Source organism: Pseudonocardia kunmingensis, assembly GCF_006716445.1.
GTDB classification, from domain to species: Bacteria; Actinomycetota; Actinomycetes; order Mycobacteriales; family Pseudonocardiaceae; genus Pseudonocardia; species Pseudonocardia kunmingensis.
Map to the genome: position 1 here is coordinate 1,231,742 of NZ_VFPA01000003.1, position 23,522 is coordinate 1,255,263.

Annotated in this window: 20 protein-coding genes and 1 pseudogene; 9 read left to right on the plus strand and 12 right to left on the minus strand. The window is 73.5% G+C overall.

Features of this window, described 5'->3' with window-relative positions:
• Positions 1-5 precede the first annotated feature (5 nt).
• Genes FB558_RS28830 through FB558_RS28850 form a run of 5 tightly spaced genes read right to left on the minus strand, consistent with a single transcriptional unit; the run spans position 6 to position 4,993 of the window.
• Positions 6-824 carry an ATP-binding cassette domain-containing protein gene (locus tag FB558_RS28830; RefSeq protein ID WP_142058649.1) on the minus strand — a complete coding sequence of 273 codons (819 nt, stop codon included), beginning with the start codon at positions 822-824 and terminating at the stop codon, positions 6-8.
• Complete coding sequence (locus tag FB558_RS28835) at positions 821-1,615, minus strand: ABC transporter ATP-binding protein (protein ID WP_142058651.1); 795 nt, start codon at positions 1,613-1,615, stop codon at positions 821-823. The genes FB558_RS28830 and FB558_RS28835 overlap by 4 nt, the downstream gene beginning before the upstream one ends.
• Positions 1,612-2,493 (minus strand): ABC transporter permease, encoded by an 882-nt coding sequence (locus tag FB558_RS28840; protein ID WP_142058653.1) that lies wholly within the window; start codon positions 2,491-2,493, stop codon positions 1,612-1,614. Before FB558_RS28840 ends, FB558_RS28835 begins: the two co-directional genes overlap by 4 nt.
• The gene (locus FB558_RS28845) at positions 2,490-3,467 is read right to left on the minus strand and encodes an ABC transporter permease (protein ID WP_246106804.1); all 978 of its coding nucleotides are present in this window, start codon (positions 3,465-3,467) and stop codon (positions 2,490-2,492) included. The genes FB558_RS28840 and FB558_RS28845 overlap by 4 nt, the downstream gene beginning before the upstream one ends.
• Entirely contained in the window at positions 3,464-4,993 is a 1,530-nt protein-coding gene (locus FB558_RS28850; protein WP_142058655.1) for an ABC transporter substrate-binding protein, read from the minus strand. The genes FB558_RS28845 and FB558_RS28850 overlap by 4 nt, the downstream gene beginning before the upstream one ends.
• Before the next feature lie 72 nt (positions 4,994-5,065).
• On the opposite strand from FB558_RS28850, the gene FB558_RS28855 reads away from it, so the two are divergent.
• Both FB558_RS28855 and FB558_RS28860 read left to right on the plus strand, forming a co-directional pair.
• Positions 5,066-5,890, plus strand: coding sequence for an IclR family transcriptional regulator (locus FB558_RS28855; RefSeq protein WP_142058657.1), 825 nt, complete (start codon positions 5,066-5,068; stop codon positions 5,888-5,890).
• Complete coding sequence (locus tag FB558_RS28860) at positions 5,883-6,905, plus strand: serine hydrolase domain-containing protein (protein ID WP_142058659.1); 1,023 nt, start codon at positions 5,883-5,885, stop codon at positions 6,903-6,905. The genes FB558_RS28855 and FB558_RS28860 overlap by 8 nt, the downstream gene beginning before the upstream one ends.
• Positions 6,906-6,909: 4 nt before the next feature.
• On the opposite strand, the pseudogene FB558_RS28865 reads toward FB558_RS28860, so the two are convergent.
• A pseudogene (locus FB558_RS28865) lies at positions 6,910-7,173 on the minus strand (nuclear transport factor 2 family protein); the annotation flags it as partial.
• An 89-nt stretch (positions 7,174-7,262) separates the two neighbouring features.
• Positions 7,263-8,285, minus strand: a complete 1,023-nt coding sequence (locus tag FB558_RS28870; RefSeq protein WP_211366895.1) for a LacI family DNA-binding transcriptional regulator — start codon at positions 8,283-8,285, stop codon at positions 7,263-7,265.
• A gap of 157 nt (positions 8,286-8,442) precedes the next feature.
• Between FB558_RS28870 and FB558_RS28875 the strand changes: the two genes are divergently transcribed.
• The 5 genes from FB558_RS28875 to abc-f all read left to right on the plus strand — a co-directional run bounded on the left by FB558_RS28875 (position 8,443) and on the right by abc-f (position 15,664).
• On the plus strand, positions 8,443-9,747 hold the full coding sequence (locus FB558_RS28875) for an ABC transporter substrate-binding protein (protein ID WP_142058663.1): 1,305 nt from the start codon (positions 8,443-8,445) through the stop codon (positions 9,745-9,747).
• A gap of 11 nt (positions 9,748-9,758) precedes the next feature.
• On the plus strand, positions 9,759-10,703 hold the full coding sequence (locus tag FB558_RS28880; RefSeq protein WP_211366896.1) for a carbohydrate ABC transporter permease: 945 nt from the start codon (positions 9,759-9,761) through the stop codon (positions 10,701-10,703).
• Positions 10,700-11,539: a carbohydrate ABC transporter permease gene (locus FB558_RS28885; protein ID WP_246106805.1), complete on the plus strand. Its 840-nt coding sequence runs from the start codon at positions 10,700-10,702 to the stop codon at positions 11,537-11,539. The genes FB558_RS28880 and FB558_RS28885 overlap by 4 nt, the downstream gene beginning before the upstream one ends.
• Positions 11,540-11,550: 11 nt before the next feature.
• Entirely contained in the window at positions 11,551-13,860 is a 2,310-nt protein-coding gene (locus FB558_RS28890) for an FAD-dependent oxidoreductase (protein ID WP_142058665.1), read from the plus strand.
• A gap of 184 nt (positions 13,861-14,044) precedes the next feature.
• Positions 14,045-15,664, plus strand: coding sequence for a ribosomal protection-like ABC-F family protein (gene abc-f / locus FB558_RS28895; protein WP_142058667.1), 1,620 nt, complete (start codon positions 14,045-14,047; stop codon positions 15,662-15,664).
• A 31-nt stretch (positions 15,665-15,695) separates the two neighbouring features.
• Here the strand turns inward: abc-f and FB558_RS28900 are convergent, their stop codons facing one another.
• The 5 genes from FB558_RS28900 to FB558_RS28920 all read right to left on the minus strand — a co-directional run bounded on the left by FB558_RS28900 (position 15,696) and on the right by FB558_RS28920 (position 19,958).
• Positions 15,696-16,541, minus strand: a complete 846-nt coding sequence (locus tag FB558_RS28900) for a class I SAM-dependent methyltransferase (protein ID WP_142058669.1) — start codon at positions 16,539-16,541, stop codon at positions 15,696-15,698.
• 4 nt (positions 16,542-16,545) lie between these two features.
• Complete coding sequence (locus FB558_RS28905) at positions 16,546-17,214, minus strand: TetR/AcrR family transcriptional regulator (RefSeq protein WP_142058671.1); 669 nt, start codon at positions 17,212-17,214, stop codon at positions 16,546-16,548.
• Positions 17,215-17,308: 94 nt separating this feature from the next.
• Complete coding sequence (locus FB558_RS28910) at positions 17,309-18,319, minus strand: ABC transporter substrate-binding protein (protein WP_142058673.1); 1,011 nt, start codon at positions 18,317-18,319, stop codon at positions 17,309-17,311.
• Complete coding sequence (locus FB558_RS28915; RefSeq protein WP_142058675.1) at positions 18,316-19,164, minus strand: ABC transporter permease; 849 nt, start codon at positions 19,162-19,164, stop codon at positions 18,316-18,318. Before FB558_RS28915 ends, FB558_RS28910 begins: the two co-directional genes overlap by 4 nt.
• Positions 19,161-19,958 carry an ABC transporter ATP-binding protein gene (locus tag FB558_RS28920; RefSeq protein WP_142058677.1) on the minus strand — a complete coding sequence of 266 codons (798 nt, stop codon included), beginning with the start codon at positions 19,956-19,958 and terminating at the stop codon, positions 19,161-19,163. Before FB558_RS28920 ends, FB558_RS28915 begins: the two co-directional genes overlap by 4 nt.
• Positions 19,959-20,220: 262 nt before the next feature.
• On the opposite strand from FB558_RS28920, the gene FB558_RS28925 reads away from it, so the two are divergent.
• Both FB558_RS28925 and FB558_RS28930 read left to right on the plus strand, forming a co-directional pair.
• A complete protein-coding gene (locus FB558_RS28925) occupies positions 20,221-21,570 on the plus strand; it encodes a lipopolysaccharide biosynthesis protein (protein WP_142058679.1) in 1,350 nt (449 codons plus the stop codon).
• 321 nt (positions 21,571-21,891) lie between these two features.
• Positions 21,892-23,502: a sulfatase-like hydrolase/transferase gene (locus FB558_RS28930; protein WP_211366897.1), complete on the plus strand. Its 1,611-nt coding sequence runs from the start codon at positions 21,892-21,894 to the stop codon at positions 23,500-23,502.
• Positions 23,503-23,522 lie beyond the last annotated feature (20 nt).

Below are 23,522 nucleotides of genomic sequence, written 5' to 3' on the forward strand. Positions count from 1 at the left end.
GGCGATCAGGCGGCCCTCCGGCGCCGGGCCCGGTGCGGGTCGGGGTCGGGGACGGCGGCGAGCAGGGCCTGCGTGTACGCCTCCCGCGGCGTGCGCAGGACCGCATCCGTGCTGCCCTCCTCCACGACCCGCCCGCGGTGCAGGACGGCCACCCGGTCGGCGACCTGCTGCACCACCGCGAGGTTGTGCGAGACGAACACGTAGGTCAGCCCGAGACGGGTCTGCAGGTCGGCGAGCAGCTCCAGGATCTGCGCCTGCACCGACACGTCCAGGGCGCTCGTCGGCTCGTCGAGCACCACGAGGTCCGGGCGCAGCGCGAGCGCCCGGGCGATCGAGATCCGCTGCCGCTGCCCGCCGGAGAACTCGTGCGGGTAGCGGTCCTGCACCTCCCCCGGCAGGCCGACGGACTCGAGCAGCCCGGCCACGCGCTCGCGCAGCGCCGGGCGCGCCCGGCGCGCACCGGTACCCGGCTCGTGGGTGACGATCGGCTCGGCGACGATGTCGGTGACCCGCATCCGCGGGTTCATGCTCGAGTACGGGTCCTGCAGCACGACCTGCATCTCGCGGCGCACCGCCCGCAGGCCGGTCCGCGACAGGGCGGCCAGGTCCTGGCCCCGGAAGCGCACCGTGCCCGCGGTGGGCGGCTCCAACTTCAGCAGCAACCGCACCAGCGTGGACTTGCCCGACCCGGACTCCCCCACGATCGCCGTGGTCTCCCCGGCCCGCACGGCCAGGCTCACGCCGTCGACGGCGACCACGCCCGGCGCGCCGCGGCGGCCGCGGTACTCCTTGCGGACGCCGTCCAGCTCCACGAGAGCGGTCATCGCAGCTCCAATCGGGGGGTGGCACGCAGCAGCTCGCGCGTGTACTCCTGCGACGGCGCGCCGAGCACGTCGAGCACGCCGCCGGACTCGACCACCCGGCCCCGGTGCATGACGACCACCCGGTCGGCCACCTCGGCCACCACACCGAGGTCGTGGGTGATCAGCACGACCGCCGTGCCGCGTCGCTCGCACAGCTCGACGAGCAGGTCGAGGATCTGCGCCTGCACCGTGACGTCGAGCGCGGTGGTCGGCTCGTCGGCCACGAGCACGCGGGGGCGGCCCACCAGCGCCATCGCGATCATGGCCCGCTGCCGCAGGCCGCCGGACAGCTCGTGCGGGTACTGGTCGGCACGGCGTTCCGGCTCCGGGACGCCGGCCTCGCGCAGCGCGGGCACGACCGCGGCCCGCGCCTCGGCGCGGGAGGCCCCGCGGTGGCGGCGCAGCACCTCCGCCACCTGCGTGCCGATGCGCTGCAGCGGGTCGAGGCTCGTCATCGGGTCCTGGAAGATCATCGCCACGTCGTCGCCGCGGACGTCGCGCAGCTCCCGCTCGCTCATGGCGAGCACGTCGCGCCCGTCGATCCGGACCGACCCGCCCGAGTAGACGCAGGGCGGCTCGGGGTTCAGGCGCAGCACCGACAGCGCCGTGGCGCTCTTGCCGCTGCCCGACTCCCCGACGACCGCGAGGATCTCCCCCTCGTCGACGTGCAGGTCGACACCGCGCACGGCGTGCACCGTGCCGGTGCCGAGCCGGAACTCCACGGACAGGTCCTGGATCTCCACCACGCTCACGAGCGGTACGCCTTCGGGTCGGCGACGTCGCGCAGGACGTCGCCCGCGAGGTTCACGGCGAGCGCCGTGAACATGAGGGCGAGCCCCGGGAAGACCGCGATCCACCAGGACGTGCCCAGGTAGAGCTGGCCGTCGCTGAGCATGCCGCCCCAGGTGACCACGGACTTCGGGACGCCGAGGCCGAGGTAGCTCAGCGAGGCCTCGGCGACGATCGCGGCGGCCACGTGCAGCGTGCCGATGGTGGCCAGCGGCGCGAGCACGTTCGGCAGCAGGTGCCGGCGCATGATCACCAGGCCCGGCACGCCGATCGCGCGGGCCTCGGTGACGAAGTCGCGCGAGCGCAGCGACAGCACCTCCGACCGCACGACCCGCGCGTAGGACACCCAGCCGGTGAAGCCGAGCACCAGGATCACGTACCAGAGGCCGGATCCGAGGAAGCCGACGATCGCGAGCGCCAGCAGGATCGACGGGAACGCCAGCTGCAGGTCGGCCAGGCGCATGAGCAGCCGGTCCGGCCAACCGCCGACGTAGCCGGTCACCAGGCCGACGACCGCGCCGATCACGCCGGCGAGCAGCGCGGCCGACACGCCGACCAGCAGCGACACCCGCGCACCGTGGATCAGCCTGCTCAGCACGTCGCGGCCGAGCTGGTCGGTGCCCAGTAGGTGCGCCGCGTCGCCGCCGGCGAGCCAGGCCGGTGGACGCAGCCGGACCAGCAGGTCCTGCGCCGCCGGGTCGTAGGGCGCCACGACGGGGGCGAACACCGCTGCCACCAGCACCGCGGCGAGCACGGCGATCGCGACGACGGCGAGCTTGTTGCGCAGGACCGCGCGGACGCGGGGCGCGACGGGCACGGCGGCGGTCACGGCTGCGGTCATCGGTGGGCCACCCGCACCCTGGGGTCGAGGATCGCGTACGAGGCGTCCACGACCAGGTTGACCACCACGAACGTGGCGGCGAAGAACAGGATCGCGGCCTGCACGAGCGGGAAGTCGCGGTTGCCGATCGCCTCGACCGTCAACCGCCCGATCCCGGGCCAGGAGAACACCTGCTCGGTGAGGATCGCGCCGCCGAGCAGGCTGCCGACCTCCAGGCCGACCACGGTGATCACCGGCAGCGCGGCGTGGCGGAGCGCGTGCGACACGACGATCGCCGGCGTGCCGAGGCCCTTGGCCCGCGCCGTGCGGATGTGGTCGGAACCGAGCACCTCGATCAGCGACGAGCGCAGCAGCCGCGCGATGACCGCGACCGAGTAGATCGCGAGCGTGACGGCCGGCAGGACGAGGTGCTCGAACGAGCCGTACCCGGAGGCGGGCAGCAGCTGCCACTGCACGGCGAACACCAGCACCAGCAGGATGCCGGTCCAGAACGCCGGGGTGGACTGCCCGACCAGCACCGCGGCCATCACCCCGGTGTCGCCCGCGCGGCCGCGGCGCAGCGCCGCGAAGATCCCGGCGGGCACCGCGACGACCAGCGCGATGGCGGCGGCGGCCGCGGCGAGCTGCAACGTCGCGGGGATGCGCTCCAGCAGCACGTCGGCGACCGGGCGGTCGTAGAACAGGGACGTGCCGAAGTCCAGCCGCGGCAGGCCCCACAGGTAGTCCAGGTACTGGACCAGGAGCGGACGGTCCAGGCCGAGGCTCGCGCGCAGCGTCGCCTCCTGCTCCGCGGTGGCGTCGGGCGGGAGCAGCATGGCCACCGGATCGCCGGACAGCCGCACCAGCAGGAAGGCCACCGTGGCCGCGGCGACGAGCACGCCGACCGCGCCCAGCGCGCGCATCAGCAACGTGCGCGCGATCCCGGTCCCCGGTGCCGCCGGCGTCCGGGGCACCTCCACGACGGGCTGGCTCACGTCGCCACCTCCGCGCCCGCCATCTGCAACGAGCCGTGGATCGGCGGGCGCCAGCGCGGCCGGTCACCCCGGGCGGTGAGGGTGTCGATCTGGTAGAGGAACACGAACGGCGCCTCCTGCTTCAACAGTCGTTGCAGCTCCGCGAACGCGCGCAGCCGTTCCCGGGGGTCGACCGAGAGCTCCTCGCGGTCGATGAGCCGGTCCGCCTCGTCGGAGGTCCAGCGGCTCTGGCGGCGGTCACGGCGCACGTTGGACTGGACGTTGCTCTGCCCGTCGAGCGTCCAGCCGGTGCTCGCGGCCAGGTACATCGGTCCGAGCGCGCGCCGGTTCTCGGAGGTGAGGCGGCTGGAGTAGGTGCCCGGGTCGACCGCGTCGACGCGGGCGCGCACGCCCACCCTGGCCAGCAGGCCCGAGATCGCCTCCGCCACGTTCGCATCCGTGCTGGACGCGGTGAGCACGGTGTCGAACCCGTCGGGGTAGCCCGCGTCCGCGAGCAGCCGCACGGCGAGCGCGGTGTCGCGGGTGAACGGCGCGACCGACGGGTCGAAGCCGAACGACTCGCGCGGGATCATCGTGGGCACCTCGCGCGCGTTGCCGTCGAGCACGGCCTCGATCAGCAGCGGCACGTCCACGGCGTGGTTGAGCGCCTGGCGCACCCGCGGGTCGCGCAGCGGGCCGTCCTCGGTGTCCAGCGACAGGTAGGAGGTGCGGATGCCCGGGAAGCGGTCGATCGTGACGCCCGGGTAGCCGCGCAGCTGCAGCGCGGCGTCCGGGGTGAGGCCGGTGACCAGGTCCACCTCGTCGCTCTGCAGCGCCGCCAGCGCCGAGGCCGGGTTGGCCATCGGGCGGAACACGAGCTCGTCCACGCCCGGGGGCCCGTTCCAGTGCGCGGCGTTCGCGCGCATCCGCAGCTCGTGGTCGCGCCGCCAGTCGACGAACGTGAACGGGCCGGTCCCGACCGGCGCGCGGGCGAACCCGTCGTCGCCGACCTCGGCGAGGTGGCGCGGCGGCAGCACGACGCCCCCGAACAGCGACAGCTTCGCCGGCAGGATCGGGTCCGGTTGGTCGGTCTGCAGCTCGACGGTCAGCGGGTCGAGGACCGCCGCGCCCGTGACGTAGCGCAGCTCGACGATCGGCGACTTCGTGCCCGGGTCGAGCAGGCGCTCGATGCTGAACTTCACCGCCGCGGCGTCGCAGGGCTCTCCGTTGTGGAAGGTGACGCCGGGGCGCAGCTGGAAGCGCCAGGTCAGCGGCGTCGGGTTGGACCAGGACAGGGCCAGCCGGGGAGCGAGCTCGTTGTCCGGGCCGCGGGTCGTGAGCGTGTCGAACAGGTTGATCAGGACGTTCATCGACGTCATGTCGCCCTGCTTCTGCGGGTCGAGCGTCTTCGTGTCGCCCGGCTGCGTCAGCCGCAGGACGCGCCCGATCGGTGCCTCGCTCGTGCCGCACGCGGTGAGCGCGGCGACCGCGGGCACGGCGAGCCCCGCGAGGCGCAGGGCGGAGCGCCGGGACAGCCGTGCGGTCACGGGCACCACTCCATTCCAATTTTTCTACTCAGCATTCCGTCTCACGGAACGTTGGGCGGTAAGGTAGGCGCCATGGCAACGGCTGTCAACGAATCCGGCGGGGAACCCGGCGAGCGGCCGGCCGAGGCGCGGGGGGCGCTGGACAAGGCACTCGCCCTGCTCACCGCGCTGGCCCGCCCCGAAGGGCCACACCGGCTGGCGGAGCTGGCCACCGCGGCGCAGGTGCCCAAGCCGAGCGCGCACCGGATGCTGCGCACGCTGGTCGACTCCGGCTTCGCCACCACCACGGGCGGCTCCTACCAGGTCGGCCCGCACCTGCTCGGCATGGCCGCGGCCGCCCTCGCGAGCAGCCGGGAGGGCCGGTTCGCCCGTCCGGTGCTCACCGACCTGCAGCGCCGCACCGGCCACACCGTGCACTACGCCCTGCGCTCGCGGGACGTGGCCGTGCAGCTGGACGTGGTCGAGCCCGCGTCGGGGTACCGGCTGGCCGTGCGCGCGGGCGACGAGGTGCCGCTGCACTGCACGGCCGTCGGCCGCGCGATCCTCGCCGGCCTGCCCGACCGCGAGGCCGCCACCCTCCTCGGCGCCGGCCCGCTGCCCGCCCGCACGGCGCACACGCTCACCGACCCCGGCGCGGTGCGTGCCGCCGTGGCACAGGTCGACGCGCACGGGTACGTCGTCGAGGACGAGGAGTACGAACCCGACGTGCGCAGCATCGCCGCCCCGGTCGTCGACGGCACGGGCGCGGTGGTCGGCGCCGTCGCCGTCAGCGGGCTGACGTTCGTGCTCAGCCGCGACAGCGCCGACGTGCTCGGCCCGCTCGTGCGCGACGCCGCCGCCCGGCTGTCGGCGGCGCTGGGCGGCGGCCGGCTGCGGGTGGTGGGCGAGGATGGCTGACGCGATCGCGGACGTCGTCGAGCGGGGCGTCCACGACCGGATCTTCTCCGGCGCCGCGTGGTCGGTGGGCGATGCGGGCGGACCGATCGCCCGCGGGTTCGCCGGCGCCCGGTGCCGGGGCGGATCCCCCGTCGGCGAGGACGCGCTGTGGGACCTCGCCTCGGTGACCAAGCCGATCGTCGCGCTGACGGTGATGGCGCTGGTCGAGCGCGGCGCGCTGAGCCTGACCGACAGCCTCGGCGCCCTGCTGCCCGGATACGGCACCAGTCCCGACAAGGCCGGCCTCACCGTCTCCCAGCTGCTGACCCACACCTCCGGCCTGCCCGGCGCCACCCCGCTCTGGCGCACGCACCACACGCGGGAGGACCTGCTGGCCGCGATCCGCGACACACCCCTGCCCGCTCCGCCGGGCACGCGCGTGGAGTACTCGTCGCAGGGCTTCATCCTGCTCGGCCTGGTCGCCGAGGCCGTGGGCGCGAAGCCGCTCGACGCGCTCGTCCGCGAGCTGGTCACCGACCCCGCCGGGATGCGCGCGACGACCTTCACCCCCGACCCCGACCGCGCCGTCTCCACCGAGGAGTGCGCGTGGCGTGGCCGCCTGGTCACCGGCCAGGTGCACGACGAGAACGCGGTGGTGCTCGGGGAGCCCGCCGGGCACGCGGGCCTGTTCGCCCCGCTCGCCGATCTGGAACGGCTCGCCCGCACGCTCCTGACCGGCCGGCTGCTGCGCCCGGAGACGCACGCGCTGATGACCGCCGCCCGCACCGACGGGCTGAACCTGCGCCGCGGACTGGGCTGGCAGGGCCGCGACGAGGTCGGCTCCCCGGTCGGCACCGGCCCGGGCCCGCGCTCCTACGGCCACACCGGCTTCACCGGCACGAGCCTGTGGATCGATCCCGACGCCGGCCGCGCGATGGTGCTGCTGACCAACCGCGTGCACCCCACCCGCACGGCCACTGGCATCGAACGGGTGCGGAGGGAGTTCCACGAGCTGGCGATGCAGCGGCACCGGTAGGCGATCAGGCGGGCTGGTCGGCCGCCGGGGTCGGGATCTCGGGGGAGCCCGCCGTGTCGGGTGCCGCGCCCGTCAGCGGCGTGGCGGCGTAGTAGCGGATCTCGGAGCTGCGCTCGGCGAACCGCCAGCCGTCGGCAGTCCGCCGGTAGCGGTCGTGGTGGAGCGCGTCGTTCGGGTGTGAGCTGCCGTCGCGCAACCGGCCGAACTCCGCGTAGGCCCGGCCCGTCGCGGTGTCGCCCGCGAGCTGGATGGCTGGTGCCAGCGATACGACGACGCACCGTCGGGATGTGAGGTGGCGGGCTCACGCTCGGTGGGGCGGATCCATGGATCTCGCAACGATCATCGAACCGCCGGCGGTCAGCGGTCGGAGCTGTGCGGGTCGGAGCTGCCGCGCACGACGAGCCGGTAGGCGGCCTGCACGGCGCGCGGGGACGCGTGCTCCGTCGCGCCCAGGCGCCGGACCAGGAGGTCGACGGCGCCGGCGGCGATCTGCTCCTTGTCCGGCGCGATGCTGGTGAGCGCCGGGGTGTGGAAGTGGCCCTCCTCCATGTCGTCGAAGCCGACCACCGCGACGTCCTCGGGAACGCGGCGACCGAGCCGGTGCAGGGTCTTGATCGCCCCGACGGCGAGCAGGTCGGTGAAGCAGAACACCGCGTCGATGTCGGGCTGCGCAGTGATCAGCTGTTGCATCGCGGCGGCGCCGTCGGCCCGGTGGTAGGCGGGGGCGACCACCTCCAGCTCCGGGTCCGGCTCGAGACCGGCGTCGCGCAGGGCGAGCCGGTAGCCCTCCAGCCGGGTGTGGGGCAACCCGCCGGGGTACTCCTTGTTCGGCCCGATCGCGGCGATCCGGCGCCGGCCGAGGCCGAGCAGGTGGGCCGTCGCCTCCCGGCCCGCACCCACGTTGTCGATCACGACGTGGTCGGTGGAGCGGTCGGCGCGGCCGCCGAGCAGGACGACGGGCACGCCGCCGCGCCGGTCGGCGAGATCGTCCGGGCGCAGCCCCGAGGGGAAGAGGACCACCCCGTCCACGAGCTGCGCGCGGGCGTCGGAGATCGCGAGCTGCTCGTGGGCCCGCTGGCCCCCGGTCTGGTCGATCAGCACCGACAGGCCGTGCGCCGCCGCGGCGACCGCGATCTTGCGGGAGAGCTCGGCGAAGTACGGGATGGCGATGTCGGGCACGGCGAGTGCGATGTGCCCCGAGCGGCCGCGGCGGAGGTTGCGCGCTGCCAGGTTCGGCCGGTACTGCAGCTCCCGGACGGCGCGCTCCACCTTGGCGCGCGTCTCCGGTGCGACGCCCGCGTGGTTGTTCACCACCTTCGACACCGTCATCACCGAGACGCCGGCCCGGGTGGCGACGTCCTTGAGGCTGCTCCGTCTCACGGTGGCGCATCCTTCCGCGATCTCACCCCTGGCCCATCGTGCTAGTTAACGTTACAGCATCTCGAGCAGCGCTTATGCGCTGATCATTGACTTCCTGAATGTGACGTTACATCCTTGCCGCGCCCACCGCCGTCGGAGCCGGATCTGAGAGGTCGCCATGAACCAGCAACTCCCGCCGCCCCGCCGAGGCCGAGCCGTCACCGCCGCGTGCGCGCTCGGTGCCGCGGTCGCCCTCGCGCTCACCGGGTGCGCGGTGGCCGACCGGGGCGACGGGTCCGGCGCGCCGACGCAGGACGGCCAGATCCGGGCGACCTGGTGGGGCGGGGACTCGGAGAACCAGGCGCTCAACACCGTATTCGACGCCTTCTCCGCCCGCAGCGGAGTGGAGGTGCGGCGCGAGTCGCAGGCGTTCGACGGCTACTGGGACCGCCTCGCCACCCAGACGGCGGGCGGCGGTGCCCCGGACCTGATCATGCAGGCGGGCAGCCAGATCCCGGACTACGCCGGTCGCGACACCCTGCTGGACCTCACCGCGGTCGAGGGCCTCGACGTCGACGCCGTGGACGAGGGGCTGCGGCGGTTCGGCGCCGTGGGCGACCGGCTCTACGGCGTGGTCGCGGGCGCGAACGCGATGGGCCTGGTCACCAACGACGCGATGCTGGCCAGGGCCGGGGCCGTCGTCCCCGACGGCGAGTACGGATGGGACCGGTACGCGCAGGCGGCGAACGCCCTGCACGCCGCGCTCGGTCCGGACGTCTGGGGCGCCTCCGACGAGGGCGGCGACCTGATCTCGTTCATCCTGTTCGTCCGCGACAGCGGACGTCAGTTCTACGCCGACGACGGCACGCTGAACGCCACGCGCGAGGACCTCACCCGCTGGCTCGAGTACTGGCAGGCCCTGCGCGCGACCGGCGGCGCGCCGCCCGCCGACGTCACGGCCGAGGGCCAGGGCGAGCTGGCCGCCTCGCCGTTCGCGAAGGGCCGCACGGCCATGGACCTCGCCTGGACGCAGGACTACACGTCCTACTCCCGCCTGCTGCAGGACGAGCTGTCGATCTCGCTGCCGCCCTACGACGCCCAGCACCCGAGCCTGTGGATGAACGCCGCGAGCCTCTGGTCGATCTCGGCGTCCAGCGCGAACCCCGACGAGGCGGCGGCCGCCATCACCTACATGGCCACCGACCCGGAGGCGATCGCCGACCTCGGTGTCGCCCTCGGCATGCCGCCCTCCCAGGCCGCGCGCGACCAGCTGCGCGGCACGCTGGAGGGGCCGGACCAGGCCGCCATGGACTACATGGACGAGGTCGCGGCCACCTCCACCCCGCTGAACCGGCTGTGGCCGAGCGGCTTCGCCGAGCTGCGCTCCCTGCTCGAAGAGCTGAACGAGGCCGTGGCCTTCGGCAGCAGCACGGTGCCCGAGGCCGTCGACGAGTTCTTCGCGCGCGCGGAGTCCTTCGAGTGACCGCGACACTCGTGAGGGCTACCGGTGCCGCGGCGTCCCACCGCGGTGCGCCACGACGCCGCCACCCCCGCAGGCGGGCGGCCGCGATCGCCGGGTACCTGTTCCTGCTGCCGTGGTTCGTCGGGCTGGCCGGGTTCGTCCTGGGCCCCATGGTGATCTCGGCCTACCTGTCGTTCACCGAGTACGACCTGTTCTCGAACGCGCGCTGGGTGGGACCGGACAACTACCGCACGATCCTCACCGACGACCCGGAGTTCGTGCAGTCGGTGCAGGTGACCTTCGGCTACGTGTTCCTCTCCGTGCCGCTGCGGCTGGTCTTCGCGCTGGGCATCGCGCTGCTGATGAACCGGGCCATGCGGGGCATGGCGTTCTACCGCTCGGTGATGTACCTGCCGTCGCTGCTCGCCGGCAGCGTGGGCGTCGCGTTGTTGTGGCGGCAGCTGTTCGGCCGCGAGGGCGCGGTGAACCAGCTGCTCGCGATCGTCGGCGTCCGCGGGCCGAACTGGATCGCCGACCCGGACTACTCCCTGCTGACGCTCGTGGTGCTCGCCGTCTGGCAGTTCGGCTCGCCGATGATCATCTTCCTCGCGGGGCTGCGGAACATCCCCGCGGAGCTGACCGAGGCGGCCCAGATCGACGGCGCAGGCCCGGTGCGCCGTTTCTTCTCGGTGACGCTGCCCCTGCTCACGCCGATCGTCTTCTTCAACCTCGTCATGCAGACGATCGTGGCGTTCCAGGCGTTCACGCCGTCGTTCATCATCTCCAACGGCACGGGCGGGCCGGTCGAGTCGACGCTGTTCTACACGCTCTACCTCTACCAACGCGCCTTCGCGGAGTACGACATGGGCTACGCCTCGGCACTGGCCTGGATCCTCGTCGCGATCATCGCGACGTTCACGGCACTGACCTTCCTGTCCTCGAAGCGGTGGGTCTTCTACGCGGACGAGGGGCGGTGACCGCCGTGCCGCGCTTCGGGCGCGTGCTGCTGCACGCCTTCCTCGTGCTGGTGTGCCTGGCGATGCTCTACCCGCTGCTGTGGATGCTGCGCGGGTCGCTCGTCGCGGAGGACGAGATCTTCTCCTCCCCGTCGGTGCTGCCCACCGGCGGGAACGTCGCGAACTACGTCGAGGGCTGGGGCGCCAACCCGCCCGGCTTCGGCCGGTTCCTCCTCAACTCCGTCGTGGTGTCCGCGGGCGCCGTGCTCGGCAACCTGGTCGCCTGCACGCTCGCGGCGTACGCGTTCGCACGGCTCGACTTCCCGCTGCGGCGGGTGTGGTTCGCGCTGATGCTCGGCACGGTGATGCTGCCGGCGCACGCCACGCTCATCCCGCAGTACTCGATCTTCACGGCGCTCGGCTGGGTGGACACCTACCTGCCGCTGATCGTGCCCAAGTTCCTGGCCACGGACGCGTTCTTCGTCTTCCTGCTGGTCCAGTTCCTGCGCAGCATCCCCCGCGAGCTCGACGAGGCGGCCGAGATCGACGGCTGCGGGCACTGGCGGATCTTCTCGCGGGTGATCCTGCCGCTGCTGGGCCCGGCGCTCGCCACCACCGCGATCTTCACCTTCATCTGGACCTACGAGGACTTCCTGGGTCCGCTGATCTACCTCGGCGACATCGACGGCTACACGGTGCCGCTGGGCCTGCGTCTGTTCATGAACAGCATGGGCGAGTCGTCCTACGGGCAGCTGTTCGCGATGTCGGTGCTGTCGTTGCTGCCGGTCTTCGCGATCTTCATGTTCTTCCAGCGCCGGCTCATCGACGGCATCGCCACCACCGGGCTCAAGGGCTGAGAGAGGGAACAGTGAAACACGCAACCGAGTCCTACGACATCGTGGTGTGCGGCGGCGGCCTGGCCGGGTTCGCCGCGGCCGTCGCGGCCGCCCGCATGGGCCACCGGGTCTGCCTCGTGCAGGACCGCCCCGTCCTCGGCGGCAACAGCTCGTCGGAGGTGCGGGTCGTGCCGCGCGGCAGCACCACCTACCACGCCTACGCCCGTGAGGGCGGCGTGCTCGCCGAGCTGATGGCCGGCGAGCGCCTCCGCAACCACGAGCCGATCTTCGAGAACGGCTGGGCCAACAGCGTCTGGGACCTGGCGCTCTACGACATCGCGCAGCGCACCGACAACCTGACGCTGCTGCTCAACACCGCGGTCCGCGACGTCGCCGTCGTCGACGGCGCGATCACCTCCGTCACCGGCTGGACGGTGTCGGCGGAGAAGGAGACCGAGCTGCGGGGCCGGGTCTTCCTGGACTGCACCGGCGACGGCGTCGTCGCCGCGCTGGCCGGCTGCGAGTTCCGCGTCGGGGAGGAGGCGCGCGCCGAGTTCGACGAGCCGCACGCCCCGCTCGAGGCCTCCGAGCACACGATGGGCAACTCGCTGCACTTCAAGACCAAGGACGTCGGGCACCCCGTCGAGTTCGAGCTCCCCGACTGGGCCGTGGAGTACACCGACCCGGCCTTCTTCTACGAGCAGGGCCGCCGCCCCCACGACGTCCGCGGCGGGTTCTGGTGGATCGAGCTCGGCGCGCCGTGGCACACGATCCACGACGCCGAGGAGCTGCGCCACGAGCTGACCCGGCACACGCTCGGGGTGTGGGACTGGATGAAGAACAAGGACCCGCACACGCGTGAGGCCACCCGCACGCTGGCGCTGGACTGGCTGGGGCAGGTGCCGGGCAAGCGGGAGAGCCGCCGCATCGTCGGGCTGCACCTGCTCACCGAGCACGACCTGTTCCGCACCGCGCCGTTCCCCGACGAGATCGCCTACGGCGGCTGGAACATCGACCTGCACACCGTGGGCGGCCTGCTTGCCGGCTCCAGCGAGCCGACGGCGGCGGAGGGCTACGACCCGCACGCCACGGCCGCGGTCGCGGGCTACGTCGGCCCGTTCGGGATCCCGCTGCGCTCGCTCATCGCCAAGGACGTCACGAACCTGCTGATGGCGGGCCGCAACGTCTCGGCCACGCACGTGGCGCTCGGATCGGTGCGCGTCCAGTCGACCACCGCGATCATGGGTCAGGCGGCCGGTACGGCGGCGGCCGTCGCGCTCGACCGCGGGATCGGGGTGCAGGACGTGCCGTCCTCGGCGATCGCCGACGTCCAGCAGCAGCTGCTCAAGGACGGCTGCTTCCTCCCCCACGTCGTCAACACGGACGAGGACGACCTCGCCCGCGCCGCGACCGTCACGGCCTCCTCCGACGCGCCCTACCTCGGTGCCTCCCCCGGTGACCGCTGGGTGGACGGCGGGCTGGAGGAGAAGGTGCGGCCGGGCGCGGACTTCCTCACCGCGCTGCGCGGCCAGTGGATCCCCGTGGAGACCGGGCCGGAGGCGCCGGGCCTCGCGTCCGTGCGCGTCCTGCTGCGCAACCACACCGGCGCGGAGGTAGCGATCCCGGCACGGCTGCAGCGGGCCGCGCACATCTGGGACTACCGGGTGGAGACCGGCGCCGTGCTGGCGAAGGCCACGCTGCGGGTGCCGCCGGGCGAGCACTGGGTCGACTGGGACGTCGCGGTCGACCGGGGTGCGCTCGGTGATCCGGGCCCCGGCGGCCGGTACCTGCGGCTCGACCTCGCCGCCACGCCCGACGTGGAGTGGGTGCGCGCCGGCCGGGTCCTGCCCGGCGCCGTCTCTGCCTTCGAGATGACCCCGGGCCGGATGCGCCGTTTCGGCGACGGCGTGACGATGAGCCACCGCGTGCAGCCGGCGCAGCGGGCCTACCCGGCGGCGAGCGTGGTGAGCGGCGTCGCCCGTCCGCACGCGGCCACGAACCTGTGGCGCTCCGACCCCGGACACCCCTTCGACCAGTGGGTGGAGCTGGCCTGGGACGTCCCGCGGCACGTCGGCAGCGTGCACGTGACGTTCGCCGGGCACCTGCTGCGCGAGTACGACCGGACGCCGCCGCTGTGGGCCGACCCGCAGACCAGCCGCGACTACACGGTGCGCGCACTGGTGGACGGCGCGTGGCGCGACGTCGTCACCGTGCGGGGCAACGGCCGGCAGCGGCGGGTGCACGAGCTCGCCGAACCGGTCACGACGTCGCGGTTGCGCCTCGTCGTGCACGCCACGAACGGCGACCCGTCGGCGGCGGTGTACGAGATCCGCTGCTACTGACGGGCGCTGTTAGAGTGGACGGCGGTTGATCGGCCGAGGAGGCAGAAGTGGCAGGTGACGACGACATCTCCGGGTGATCCGGAGATGCGGTCCCGGCGGGTGCGCCCGCCCGCGTGGCCGTCTGTCGTCCCCCTGACCGCCGAACGTGCCCGGTGGCGCGTGCGCATCCCCCGCGAGGCCTCCCATGTCCGATGCATCCGTCGTCTGCACGAACCTGTCGTTCTCCTGGCCCGACGACACCCCGGTGTTCCAGGACCTGTCGTTCACCGTCGGTGCCGGCCGCACCGGGCTCGTCGCGCCGAACGGCGCCGGCAAGTCCACCCTGCTCAAGCTGATCGCGGGCGAGCTCCGGCCGGGCAGCGGGAGCGTGTCCGTGCAGGGCGTCCTCGGCTACCTCCCGCAGACCCTGCCGCTGGCCGGCGACCTCACGGTGGCCGAGGTGCTGGGCGTCGCGCCGGTGCTGCGGGCGCTGGCCGCGATCGAGTCCGGTGACGCGAGCGAGGAGCACTTCGCCGTCATCGGCACCGACTGGGACGTCGAGGAGCGCACGCACGCCGAGCTCGACCGGCTCGGCCTCGGCGGCGTCGCGCTCACCCGGCGCCTCGACACCCTCAGCGGCGGGCAGGTCGTCTCCCTCGGCCTGGCCGCCCAGCTGCTGCGCCGGCCCGACGTGCTGCTGCTCGACGAGCCGACCAACAACCTCGACCTCGACGCCCGCCACCGCCTCCACGACGTCCTCGGCAGCTGGGGCGGCTGCCTGCTGCTGGTCAGCCACGACCGGGTGCTGCTCGACCGGATGGACCGCATTGCCGAGCTGGACCGGGGCGAGCTGCGCACCCACGGCGGGAACTTCACCGCCTACGAGTCCGCGGTGCGCGCCGCGCAGGAGGTGGCCGAGCGCAACGTCCGCAACGCCGAGCAGGAGGTCAAGCGGGAGAAGCGGGAGATGCAGCAGGCGCGCGAACGCGCTGACCGCCGCGCCTCCACCGCGTCGCGCAACCTCAAGAACGCCGGGCTGCCGCGCATCGTCGCCGGCGGTCTGCAACGGCGCGCGCAGGAGTCGGCGGGGAAGGCGAACGACACGCACGCCTCCCGCGTGGGCGACGCCAAGGCCCGCCTCGACGAGGCATCGCGCGCGCTGCGCGACGAGCAGCGGATCACCCTGGACCTGCCCGGCACCCGCGTCCCGGCCGGGCGGACGCTGTTCACCGGCGAGCGGATGCAGGTGCGCCACGACGGGCGGGCCCTCTTCGCCCGAGACGGGCTCGACCTCACCATCCGCGGCCCCGAGCGGATCGCGCTGACCGGGCCGAACGGGGCGGGCAAGTCCACCCTGCTGCGTCTGCTCCTCGGCGACCTGGACCCCGACGGCGGCACGACCCGGCGCGCCGACGGCCGGATCGCCTACCTGTCGCAGCGGCTCGACCTGCTCGACCTCGACGCGACGGTGGCCGAGAGCCTCGCCGCCGCCGCGCCCGGCATGGCGCAGGCGCAGCGGATGCACGTGCTCGCCCGCTTCCTGTTCCGCGGCCCGCGGGTGCACCTCCCGGTCGGCGCACTGTCCGGCGGCGAGCGCCTGCGCGCCACCCTGGCCTGCGTCCTGTGCGCGGAACCGGCGCCGCAGCTGCTGCTGCTCGACGAGCCGACCAACAACCTCGACCTGGTGAGCGTCGGGCAGCTGGAGAGCGCCCTGGCCTCCTACGAGGGTGCGTTCGTGGTGGTCAGCCACGACGAGCGGTTCCTCGGGGAGATCAAGATCGACCGCCGGCTGCACCTGGGCGACGGCCGACTGCGGGAGGACTAGTGGTTCCGGCCGGAGGTTCGTCGGGCGAACCTCAGAAGCAGTAGCGGAGCACTGTGGCGCCGAGCATCCGGGACAGGGCCGGGCTCGGTGCGAACAGGCGGGAGGCCAGCCGCACGCTCAGCGGCATGTCGGTGAGCTCGGGCGCTCGGGTGAGGAAGATCTCTTCGGCCAGTGTCAGAGCGGGCGCCCAGCGCTCGGGCTCGCGAGGGTCGTTGAAACCGGGATTGGCCACCCCACCGGCGATGGCGGCGAAGCCCGGGATGTGCTTGACCGTCCAGACGGCGTAGGTGGTGTAGCTGTTGAAGGCCACCTCCCCGCTGGGAAAGTGGCTGGTGAGCCGGTTCAGCAGGGACACGAAGCCCTCCTGGGTGAGGAAGGCGATCAGGCCGTCCGCCACGATCACGCTCGGCCGGTCGTCGGGGACGTCGTCCAGCCAGTGCGGGTCCGTCAGGTCGGCCCCGATGCCGTGGGCGTTGGCGGGCTGCGGCAGCACCTGCTGCCGGACGGCGATGACCTCGGGGAAGTCGATGTCGTACCAGTCGACCGTGTGCGGCGGGTCGACCCGGAACATCCTGCTGTCCAACCCGGCGCCCAGGTCCAGCACGACCGCATCCGGGTGGCGGGTGACGAACTGCCGCACTGCCTCGTCGAGCCTCTTGGCCCGTACCGCGATGTCGAAGACCTTGGTCCTCGGGTCGACGAGTCTGCTGCTCAGGGTGGGGAACTTGGCCACGTCGTACCCCGTCTTCCGGAGGACCTCGTCGGCCATGGTGTCGCCCAGGAAGGGGCGTGGCAGGCGACTGTCGAACGCCCTACCGCCCAGCGTGAGGAACAAGCTCTTTTGTGCCGGCGTCAAGGCCGGAGGGGTGATGCCCATGTGCTCAGTCCTTGGCCTGTTGTGGTGGACCCGCCGCGGCCCACGCGTCCCGGGCGGTCGTCGGGAGGGCGTCGTCGGTGTAGAGCCCGCGGGTGTAGAGCTCGAGGGTCGGCACCGCCATGCGGCGCAGCACGTCGGGCCCGAAGTGTTCGTGCCCCAGCGCACGCGTCAGGGGCGCCGGCATGGTCAACACGGCCAGACCCACCAGGACGTTCAGCACCGCCAGCGCTCGCGGATCCGAGGACGGGCGCATCGTGCCGTCCGCAGCTCCGGCCCTGAAGACCGCTTCGGATTCCTCCACCACCGCGTCCACGAACGTGCCGGCCGCCGGCGCGTCCTCCTGGATCGCCCGGGCCATGTACTGCACCAGGAGCTGGTACTCCTCGGGGTCCGACAGGTAGACCCCGAGGAGGTCCTGCATTCCCGAGGGACGCCCCGCGGCACGCGCCCGCGTGGTCAGGATCTGCAGGACGTGCTCGTCGCAGGCGCTCCGCAGCCCTTCCTTGCTGCCGAAATGATGAGGTATCAAGCCGACGCTCACCCCTGCGGCGGCCGCGACAGCACGGAGGTTCGCCTTCTGGAACCCATCGCGGACGAAGTGGGCGATGGCGGCATTGCGGATCTTGGCCTTCGCGGTCAGATCCGCGTCGGACGGAGCCGATGCTGAACGCATGTTCAGCATGCTATGCGCTCGTTCAGCCCTAGGGCAAGGCCGGACGCTCCTGGGGTCGGGGGCTCAACGGCCTGCCGGCACGCCCTCTCGTGCGCTACCCCTGCGCCGGCACGTGCTCGGCGAACCTCGCGTCCACGTACTGCTCCGGCGGGACGGGGCTGTCGTACTCCAGGGCGCCGACCTGCATCCAGATCCGCTCCATCGTGCTCAGCTGCTCGGGCAGCGGGGCGAGGTCGGGCAGCCACGCGTACAGCGGCACGGCCGCGACCTGCTCGGGGGTCTGGTCGGTGGCCTCGCCGATGATCGTCAGGTTCTCCTGCGAGTAGCGGGCGTCGCCCTGCAGGTCCCGCGCGCCGCGGGCCAGCGCGTCGAAGAACGGCTGCGCGACCGGCGACCCCACGAACTGCCCGCCGTAGAGGATCCCCGTGCCGGAGGTGCCCTCCGGGGCGGCCCACATCTTCACCGCGGTGCCGTCGTCCACGGCCAGGTTCCAGAACGGTGCGGAGACGAACGCGGCGTCGATGCCGCCCGTCTGCAGGCCGGTCGGGATGTCGGGGCTGCTGAGCTGGACGAACTCGACGTCGTTGATCGTCAGGCCCGCCTGCTCCAGCGCCAGGCCGGTGAAGAACGCCGCCGTCGCCCCCGCCCCGCCGAGCGCGCCGACCTTGCGGCCCTTCAGGTCGGCGACCGAGGTGACCGACCCGTCGTCGACGAGCGCCTTGCGCACGACCAGCGCCGAGGCGGGCTGGTCGGTGTCGGCGTCGGCCACCCCCATGGATCCGACGACCTTGACGTCCAGGCCCGACTCGATCGCGCTGAACATCCCGGCGGAGAACCCCGCGAGGACCGCGTCCAGCTTGCCGCCGGCCGCGAGCGGGATCGCCTCCTGCCCGGACTTGACGTTCTGCACGTTCACCGTGAGGCCGGCCTCGGTGAAGTAGCCCTTCGCCTGGGCCACGTAGAGCGGCGCGAAGATGGGCAGCTGCACGACGCCGACGTCCACCGTCCGGTCGTCCCCGCCGCCGGCCTCGCCGCCGCCTGCCCCGCACGCGGCCACGCCCAGCGCGGCCAGCAGGGCCGCCGCCAGCGTCGCGACTCTCCTCATGGTTTCCTCCTCAAGCGTCGTGGGCCACCCGCGTGCCGCCACGGCAGCAGCGCCCGCTCCAGCACGATGACCAGGCCCGTGACCAGCGCCCCGATGAGCGACACGGTGATCAGCCCGACGAACATGGTCGCGGGCTGGAACAGCTGCCACGAGTTCCAGATCAGGTAGCCCAGGCCGTCGTTCGAGGCCACGAACTCCACGGCGGTCACCACGATCACGGCCATCCCCGCGGAGACCCGCAGACCGGTGACGATCGACGGGGTCGCACCCGGCAGCAGGACGTGGCGGAAGAGCTTCCAGCCGGTGGCCCGGTAGGCGCGGGCGGCCTCCAGGACGCGGGCGTCGATCTGCACGATGCCGGCGAGCGTGTTGATCTGGACCACGAAGAAGACCGAGATCGCCACCGACAGCACCTTCGGCGTCTCGGTGAGGCCGAAGATCAGCAGCAGCAGCGGGAGGATCGCGATCTTCGGCAGGGCGTAGAGGGCCGTGAACGTCGGGCCCAGCGCCGCGCGGGCCGGCCGCCACACGCCCATCACCAGCCCGACGGCGACGCCGGCGACGGCCCCCAGCACGAGGCCGGCCGTCAGCCGGGCCACCGTGGCGCCGACGTGCCCCCACAGCTCGCCGTCGACGAGCATCTCCACCGCCCGGGCGAGGATCTGCGACGGCGGGGTGAACAGCCGCTCGTCCAGCGCGCCGGTGAGGGCCGCGACCTCCCACGCCAGCAGCAGGACCACCGGTGTGAGGACGGCGAGGGCCAGGTCGCGGACCTGCAGCCGCCGGTGCCGCCGGTACTCCCGCTCGACGGCGGCGTCCGCGGGCGTGCCCACCGGCGGTGTCACGAGAACCTCATCGAGGCCTGCACCTCGTCGCGCAACGACTCCCAGATCCCCTGCCGCATCGACGCGAACTCCGGCGCGGCCTCGACCTCGACGCTGCGCGGCCTGCCGAACGGGACGTCGAGGACCTCCTTGATCCGCCCCGGCCGCGCCGACATGACCACGACCCGGTCACCCAGCAGCAGGGCTTCCTCGATCGCGTGGGTCACCAGCACCACGGTCTTGCGCTCGGCCTCCCAGAGCGTGACGAGCTGCTCCTGCATGAGGATCCGGGTCTGGGCGTCGAGCGCGCCCAGCGGCTCGTCCATCAGCAGCGACGGCGAGCCGGTGGCGAACGCGCGGGCGATCGCGATCCGCTGGCGCATCCCGCCGGAGAGCTGGTGGGGGTAGGCGGACTCGAAGCCGGTCAGCCCGACCTCGCCGATCCAGTGCCGGGCGTGCTCCTCCCGCTCCCGCTTCCCCACCGAGGCCATCTGCTCGCCGAACGCGACGTTCTGCAGGACCGTGAACCACGGGAACACGCCGTGCTCCTGGAACACGAACGCGGACCGGGGCACCCGCCCTGCGGGCAGGTGGTTGTGCACCTGCCCGACCGTCGGCGTCTCCAGCTCGCCCAGGATGCGCAGCAGCGTCGACTTCCCGCACCCCGACGGTCCGACGATGCAGGTGAACGACCCGGAGGACAGGCGAAGCGAGACGTCGTCGAGCGCCTGCACGCGCGTCGCGCCGACGAACACCTTCGAGACGCCGTCGACGACGAAGGCCTCGGGGGAGGCCGCGGGTGGCACTGCGGTCATGCGGCGGTCCTGTTCGCGTTCGGGTCAGCGGTACTGCGGGAACGGTGCAGGACGTTGCCACAGCCGTTCCGGGTCACGAGCAGCAGGCCTGGCGCATGGGCCCGCATCGGTCGGACGAGCGCACTGTCGTCCCGCTCCATCGAACGAAAGTGCCCCTCCTAGGTGCTGGGCGCCGCGATAGCTCGATCACAGGCACCACCCGGACCCGGCCCGATCCTCTAAGGTCTCGCCGACTAAGGGTAGCCAAACCTCAGGAGGCGGCGTGGGGCATCGACCGGCCGACCCCCGGACGGAACCGCTCCCCGTCGAACCGGCCGCCGGTGGCGCCGGGGACGGGCTCGCACTGGCGATCGGTTCCGGGCTGGGTGCGGTCGCCGGCCTGGCCGGTTGGCTGATCGCGACGCGGGTGCTCCCGCAGGCCGAGGTGGGTCGGGCCGCCGCCGTCGTCTCCGCGTTCATCCTGGTGGCCGGGATCGCGCAGCTGAACCTGGGCCTGGCGCTCCTGCGCTGGCTCCCGGTCGCCGGCCGATACGCCCCGCGCCTGGTGTGGCGCAGCCACGGCGTGGTCGTCCCGCTGGCGGGCCTCGCCGGACTGTGCTGCGCGCTCGCGGTGCCCGAGCTGGCCCGCACGGCCGCCGGTGGCGGCCCGCTCGCAACGGGTGCCGCGGTCTTCGCGCTCGCCGCGGCGGGCTGGGGGATCTTCGTCGTGCACGACTTCGTGCTCGTCGCGATCGGCAGGGCGTGGTGGACCGTCTGGCGCAACGGCCTGTTCGCGCTGGTGCGCATCGCCCTGCTGGTGGTGCTGGGCACCGCGCTCGGCGCCCAGGGGCTGGTGCTGTCCTGGGCCGCACCGATCGTCGTGTGGATCGCGGTCGGCGCGCTCGTGCTGGTGGGTGCGCTGCGCCGGTTCGCCGCGCGCACGGGCGGCGGGACCGTCCCCTCCCGGTCGGAGGTGCTGCGTTTCCTGGGCCCCACCTGGGCCGCTCAGATCGGCAACACATTGCTGCTCAACCAGGTCCCGCTGCTGGTGATCCTGCGTTTCGGGCCGGAACCGGGCGCGGCCTTCTTCGTCGCATGGCAGGCCGCCGTCGTGCTCGACACCGCCGCGACCTTCTTCACCCACTCCCTGTCGGCCCGCTGGGCCCGCGCCCCGCACCGGGCGGGCGAGCTGGCCGCGGCGTGCCGCCGGCACCTGTTGCTGGTCTTCCTGCCGCTGCTGGCGCTCGCCGCGCTGCTCGCCGGGCCGGGCTTGGCGGTCTTCGGGCCCGGCTACGCCGCGGCGGCCGACGTGCTGCGCCTGCTGGTGCTCGGCCAGGCGTTCCGGCTCGTCGTCGTGCACGAGCTCGGCGTGCGCACGGCCGCGGGTCGCGGCCTCGCCTACGCCCGGCTGCACCTGGTGAGCACGCTGCTGGTCCTCGGCGCCGTCGTGCTGGTCCCGGTGCCGGCGCCGCAGGCCGGGGTCGCGTCCCTCCTGCCCGTGGCCTGCGCGTACGTCGCGGTGCAGGCGGGGTGCGCGCTGCACGTGGCGCTCGCCGGCGTGGTGGAGCGCCGCCGCGCCGGGGAACCGCCGACCGCGCCCCTCGCGATCACCCGGCGCGCCCGCCAGGGGTAGCGCGGCGCCGGTGTCGATCCGGCGCCCTCCCGGACCGGCCTCGTGACGACGACGGCCGGCATCGCGTGGGTGGCGCTCGTGGCCCGCCCCGGCATGCCCTACGCCGAGCTCGTCGCGCCGTTCCTGAGGACCGGTACCGCACCGACGTGCCCACCCGGGTCTCCGCGGCCACCAAGGACCTCGAGCTACGGCGGTTCACACCGCGCGGCTGAACCCTTCGCCGCTCGCCCGCGTGTTCCGAGAGTGCCGGCGATCCGTCCCCCGAGGAGCGCACCCGATGACCCGTCCCGACCTGCGCGGCCGTCGCGATCCGGGAGCCGGGTGCTGACGGCACTGGCGTTCCTGCTCGTGCTCGGGGCGCTCGTCGCGCCGACCGCACCCGCCGCGCTCACGCCGGCCGCGTTCGCGCGCATCCCGGTGGAGGGGCTCGTCGGCGCCGCCGTCCTGCTCGTCCTGCCGGACCGGGCGCGACGGCCGGCGGCCGTGCTCGCCGGGGCGTCGCTCGGGCTGCTGGCGGTCCTGAAGATCCTCGACGCCGGCTTCTCCTCGGTGCTCGCGCGCTCGTTCGACCCGCTGGTCGACTGGGCCCTGCTCGGCGCGGGCCTGGAGTTCCTGACGAGCTCGGTGGGCCGGGCGGGCGCGATCGCCGCGGTGGTCGCCGCGGTCGTGCTGGCCGCCGCCCTGGTCGTCCTCACGGCGCTGTCGGTGCGGCGCCTGGCACGCCTCGCCGGCCGGCACCGGGCGCCCACGGCCCGGGCGGTCGCGGCGCTCACGCCCGTCTGGGTCGCCTGCGCGGTGCTGGGCACGCAGATCGTCCCCGGCGTGCCGGTGGCGTCCGGGAGCACGGCCGCCCTCGTGCGCGACCACGCGGTGCAAGCCCGCGACGGTGTGGCGCAGCGGCGCGCGTTCGCGGCGGCCGTCGCCACCGATCCCCTGCACGACGTGCCGGCCGACGAGCTGCTGACCGGGCTGCGCGGCAAGGACGTGGTCGTCGCGTTCGTCGAGAGCTACGGGCGCGACGCCGTCGAGGATCCCGCGTTCGCCCCGCAGGTCGGCGCGGTGCTCGCGGAGGGCGACCGTACGCTCGCCGCCGCCGGGTTCGCCTCCCGCAGCGGCTTCCTCACCTCCTCGACGACGGGCGGCGGCAGCTGGCTGGCGCACGCCACGTTCCTGTCCGGGCTGTGGGTCGACGACGAGCACCGCCACGACGCACTGGTGGGGAGCGAGCGCCGCACCCTCACCGGTGCCTTCCGCCGGGCGGGCTGGCGGACGGCCGCCGTCATGCCGGGCACCACCGGCGAGTGGCCCGAGGCGGCGTTCTACGGCTACGACGAGGTCTACGACTGGCCCCGGCTCGGGTACCGCGGTCCGGACCTGGGCTGGGCCACGGTGCCCGACCAGTACACCCTCGCCGCGTTCGAGCGCGCCGAGCACGGCCGGGCCGACCGGCCACCGCTGATGGCCGAGATCGCGCTCGTGTCCAGCCACGCGCCCTGGCCGCTGATCCCCCGCCTCCTCGACTGGGACGCCGTCGGCGACGGCTCGGTCTTCCACGCGATGACCACCGGCGAGCCGCGTGACGCGGTCTGGGCGAAGGGCCCCGACGAGGTCCGCGCCACCTACCGCCGCTCGATCGAGTACTCCCTGCGGAGCCTCGTGTCCTGGGTGGAGACCTACGGCGACGACGACCTCGTGCTCGTCCTGCTGGGCGACCACCAGCCCCTCCCCTCCGTCACCGGCGAGGGCGCGAGCCGGGACGTCCCGATCTCGATCGTGGCCCGGGACCCGGCCGTGCTGGACCGCATCGCGGGCTGGGGCTGGCACGCGGGCCTGCAGCCCGTCCCGCAGGCGCCGGTGTGGCCGATGGACGCCTTCCGCGACCGGTTCCTTCGGACGTTCACCAACCCCGAGGGGCGTGGCCCGGCTCGTTGAGGTGGCCATCCCTGCCGTCC

What these genes read in the sequence shown, in the direction of transcription:
- FB558_RS28855 (WP_142058657.1), top strand. Translation starts at nt 5,066, where the DNA reads ATGGCAACGGCTGTCAACGAATCCGGCGGGGAACCCGGCGAGCGGCCG.
- FB558_RS28920 (WP_142058677.1), bottom strand. Translation starts at nt 19,958, where the DNA reads ATGACCGCAGTGCCACCCGCGGCCTCCCCCGAGGCCTTCGTCGTCGAC.
- FB558_RS28900 (WP_142058669.1), bottom strand. Translation starts at nt 16,541, where the DNA reads ATGGGCATCACCCCTCCGGCCTTGACGCCGGCACAAAAGAGCTTGTTC.
- FB558_RS28830 (WP_142058649.1), bottom strand. Translation starts at nt 824, where the DNA reads ATGACCGCTCTCGTGGAGCTGGACGGCGTCCGCAAGGAGTACCGCGGC.
- abc-f (WP_142058667.1), top strand. Translation starts at nt 14,045, where the DNA reads ATGTCCGATGCATCCGTCGTCTGCACGAACCTGTCGTTCTCCTGGCCC.
- FB558_RS28910 (WP_142058673.1), bottom strand. Translation starts at nt 18,319, where the DNA reads ATGAGGAGAGTCGCGACGCTGGCGGCGGCCCTGCTGGCCGCGCTGGGC.
- FB558_RS28875 (WP_142058663.1), top strand. Translation starts at nt 8,443, where the DNA reads ATGAACCAGCAACTCCCGCCGCCCCGCCGAGGCCGAGCCGTCACCGCC.
- FB558_RS28905 (WP_142058671.1), bottom strand. Translation starts at nt 17,214, where the DNA reads ATGCGTTCAGCATCGGCTCCGTCCGACGCGGATCTGACCGCGAAGGCC.
- FB558_RS28860 (WP_142058659.1), top strand. Translation starts at nt 5,883, where the DNA reads ATGGCTGACGCGATCGCGGACGTCGTCGAGCGGGGCGTCCACGACCGG.
- FB558_RS28840 (WP_142058653.1), bottom strand. Translation starts at nt 2,493, where the DNA reads ATGACCGCAGCCGTGACCGCCGCCGTGCCCGTCGCGCCCCGCGTCCGC.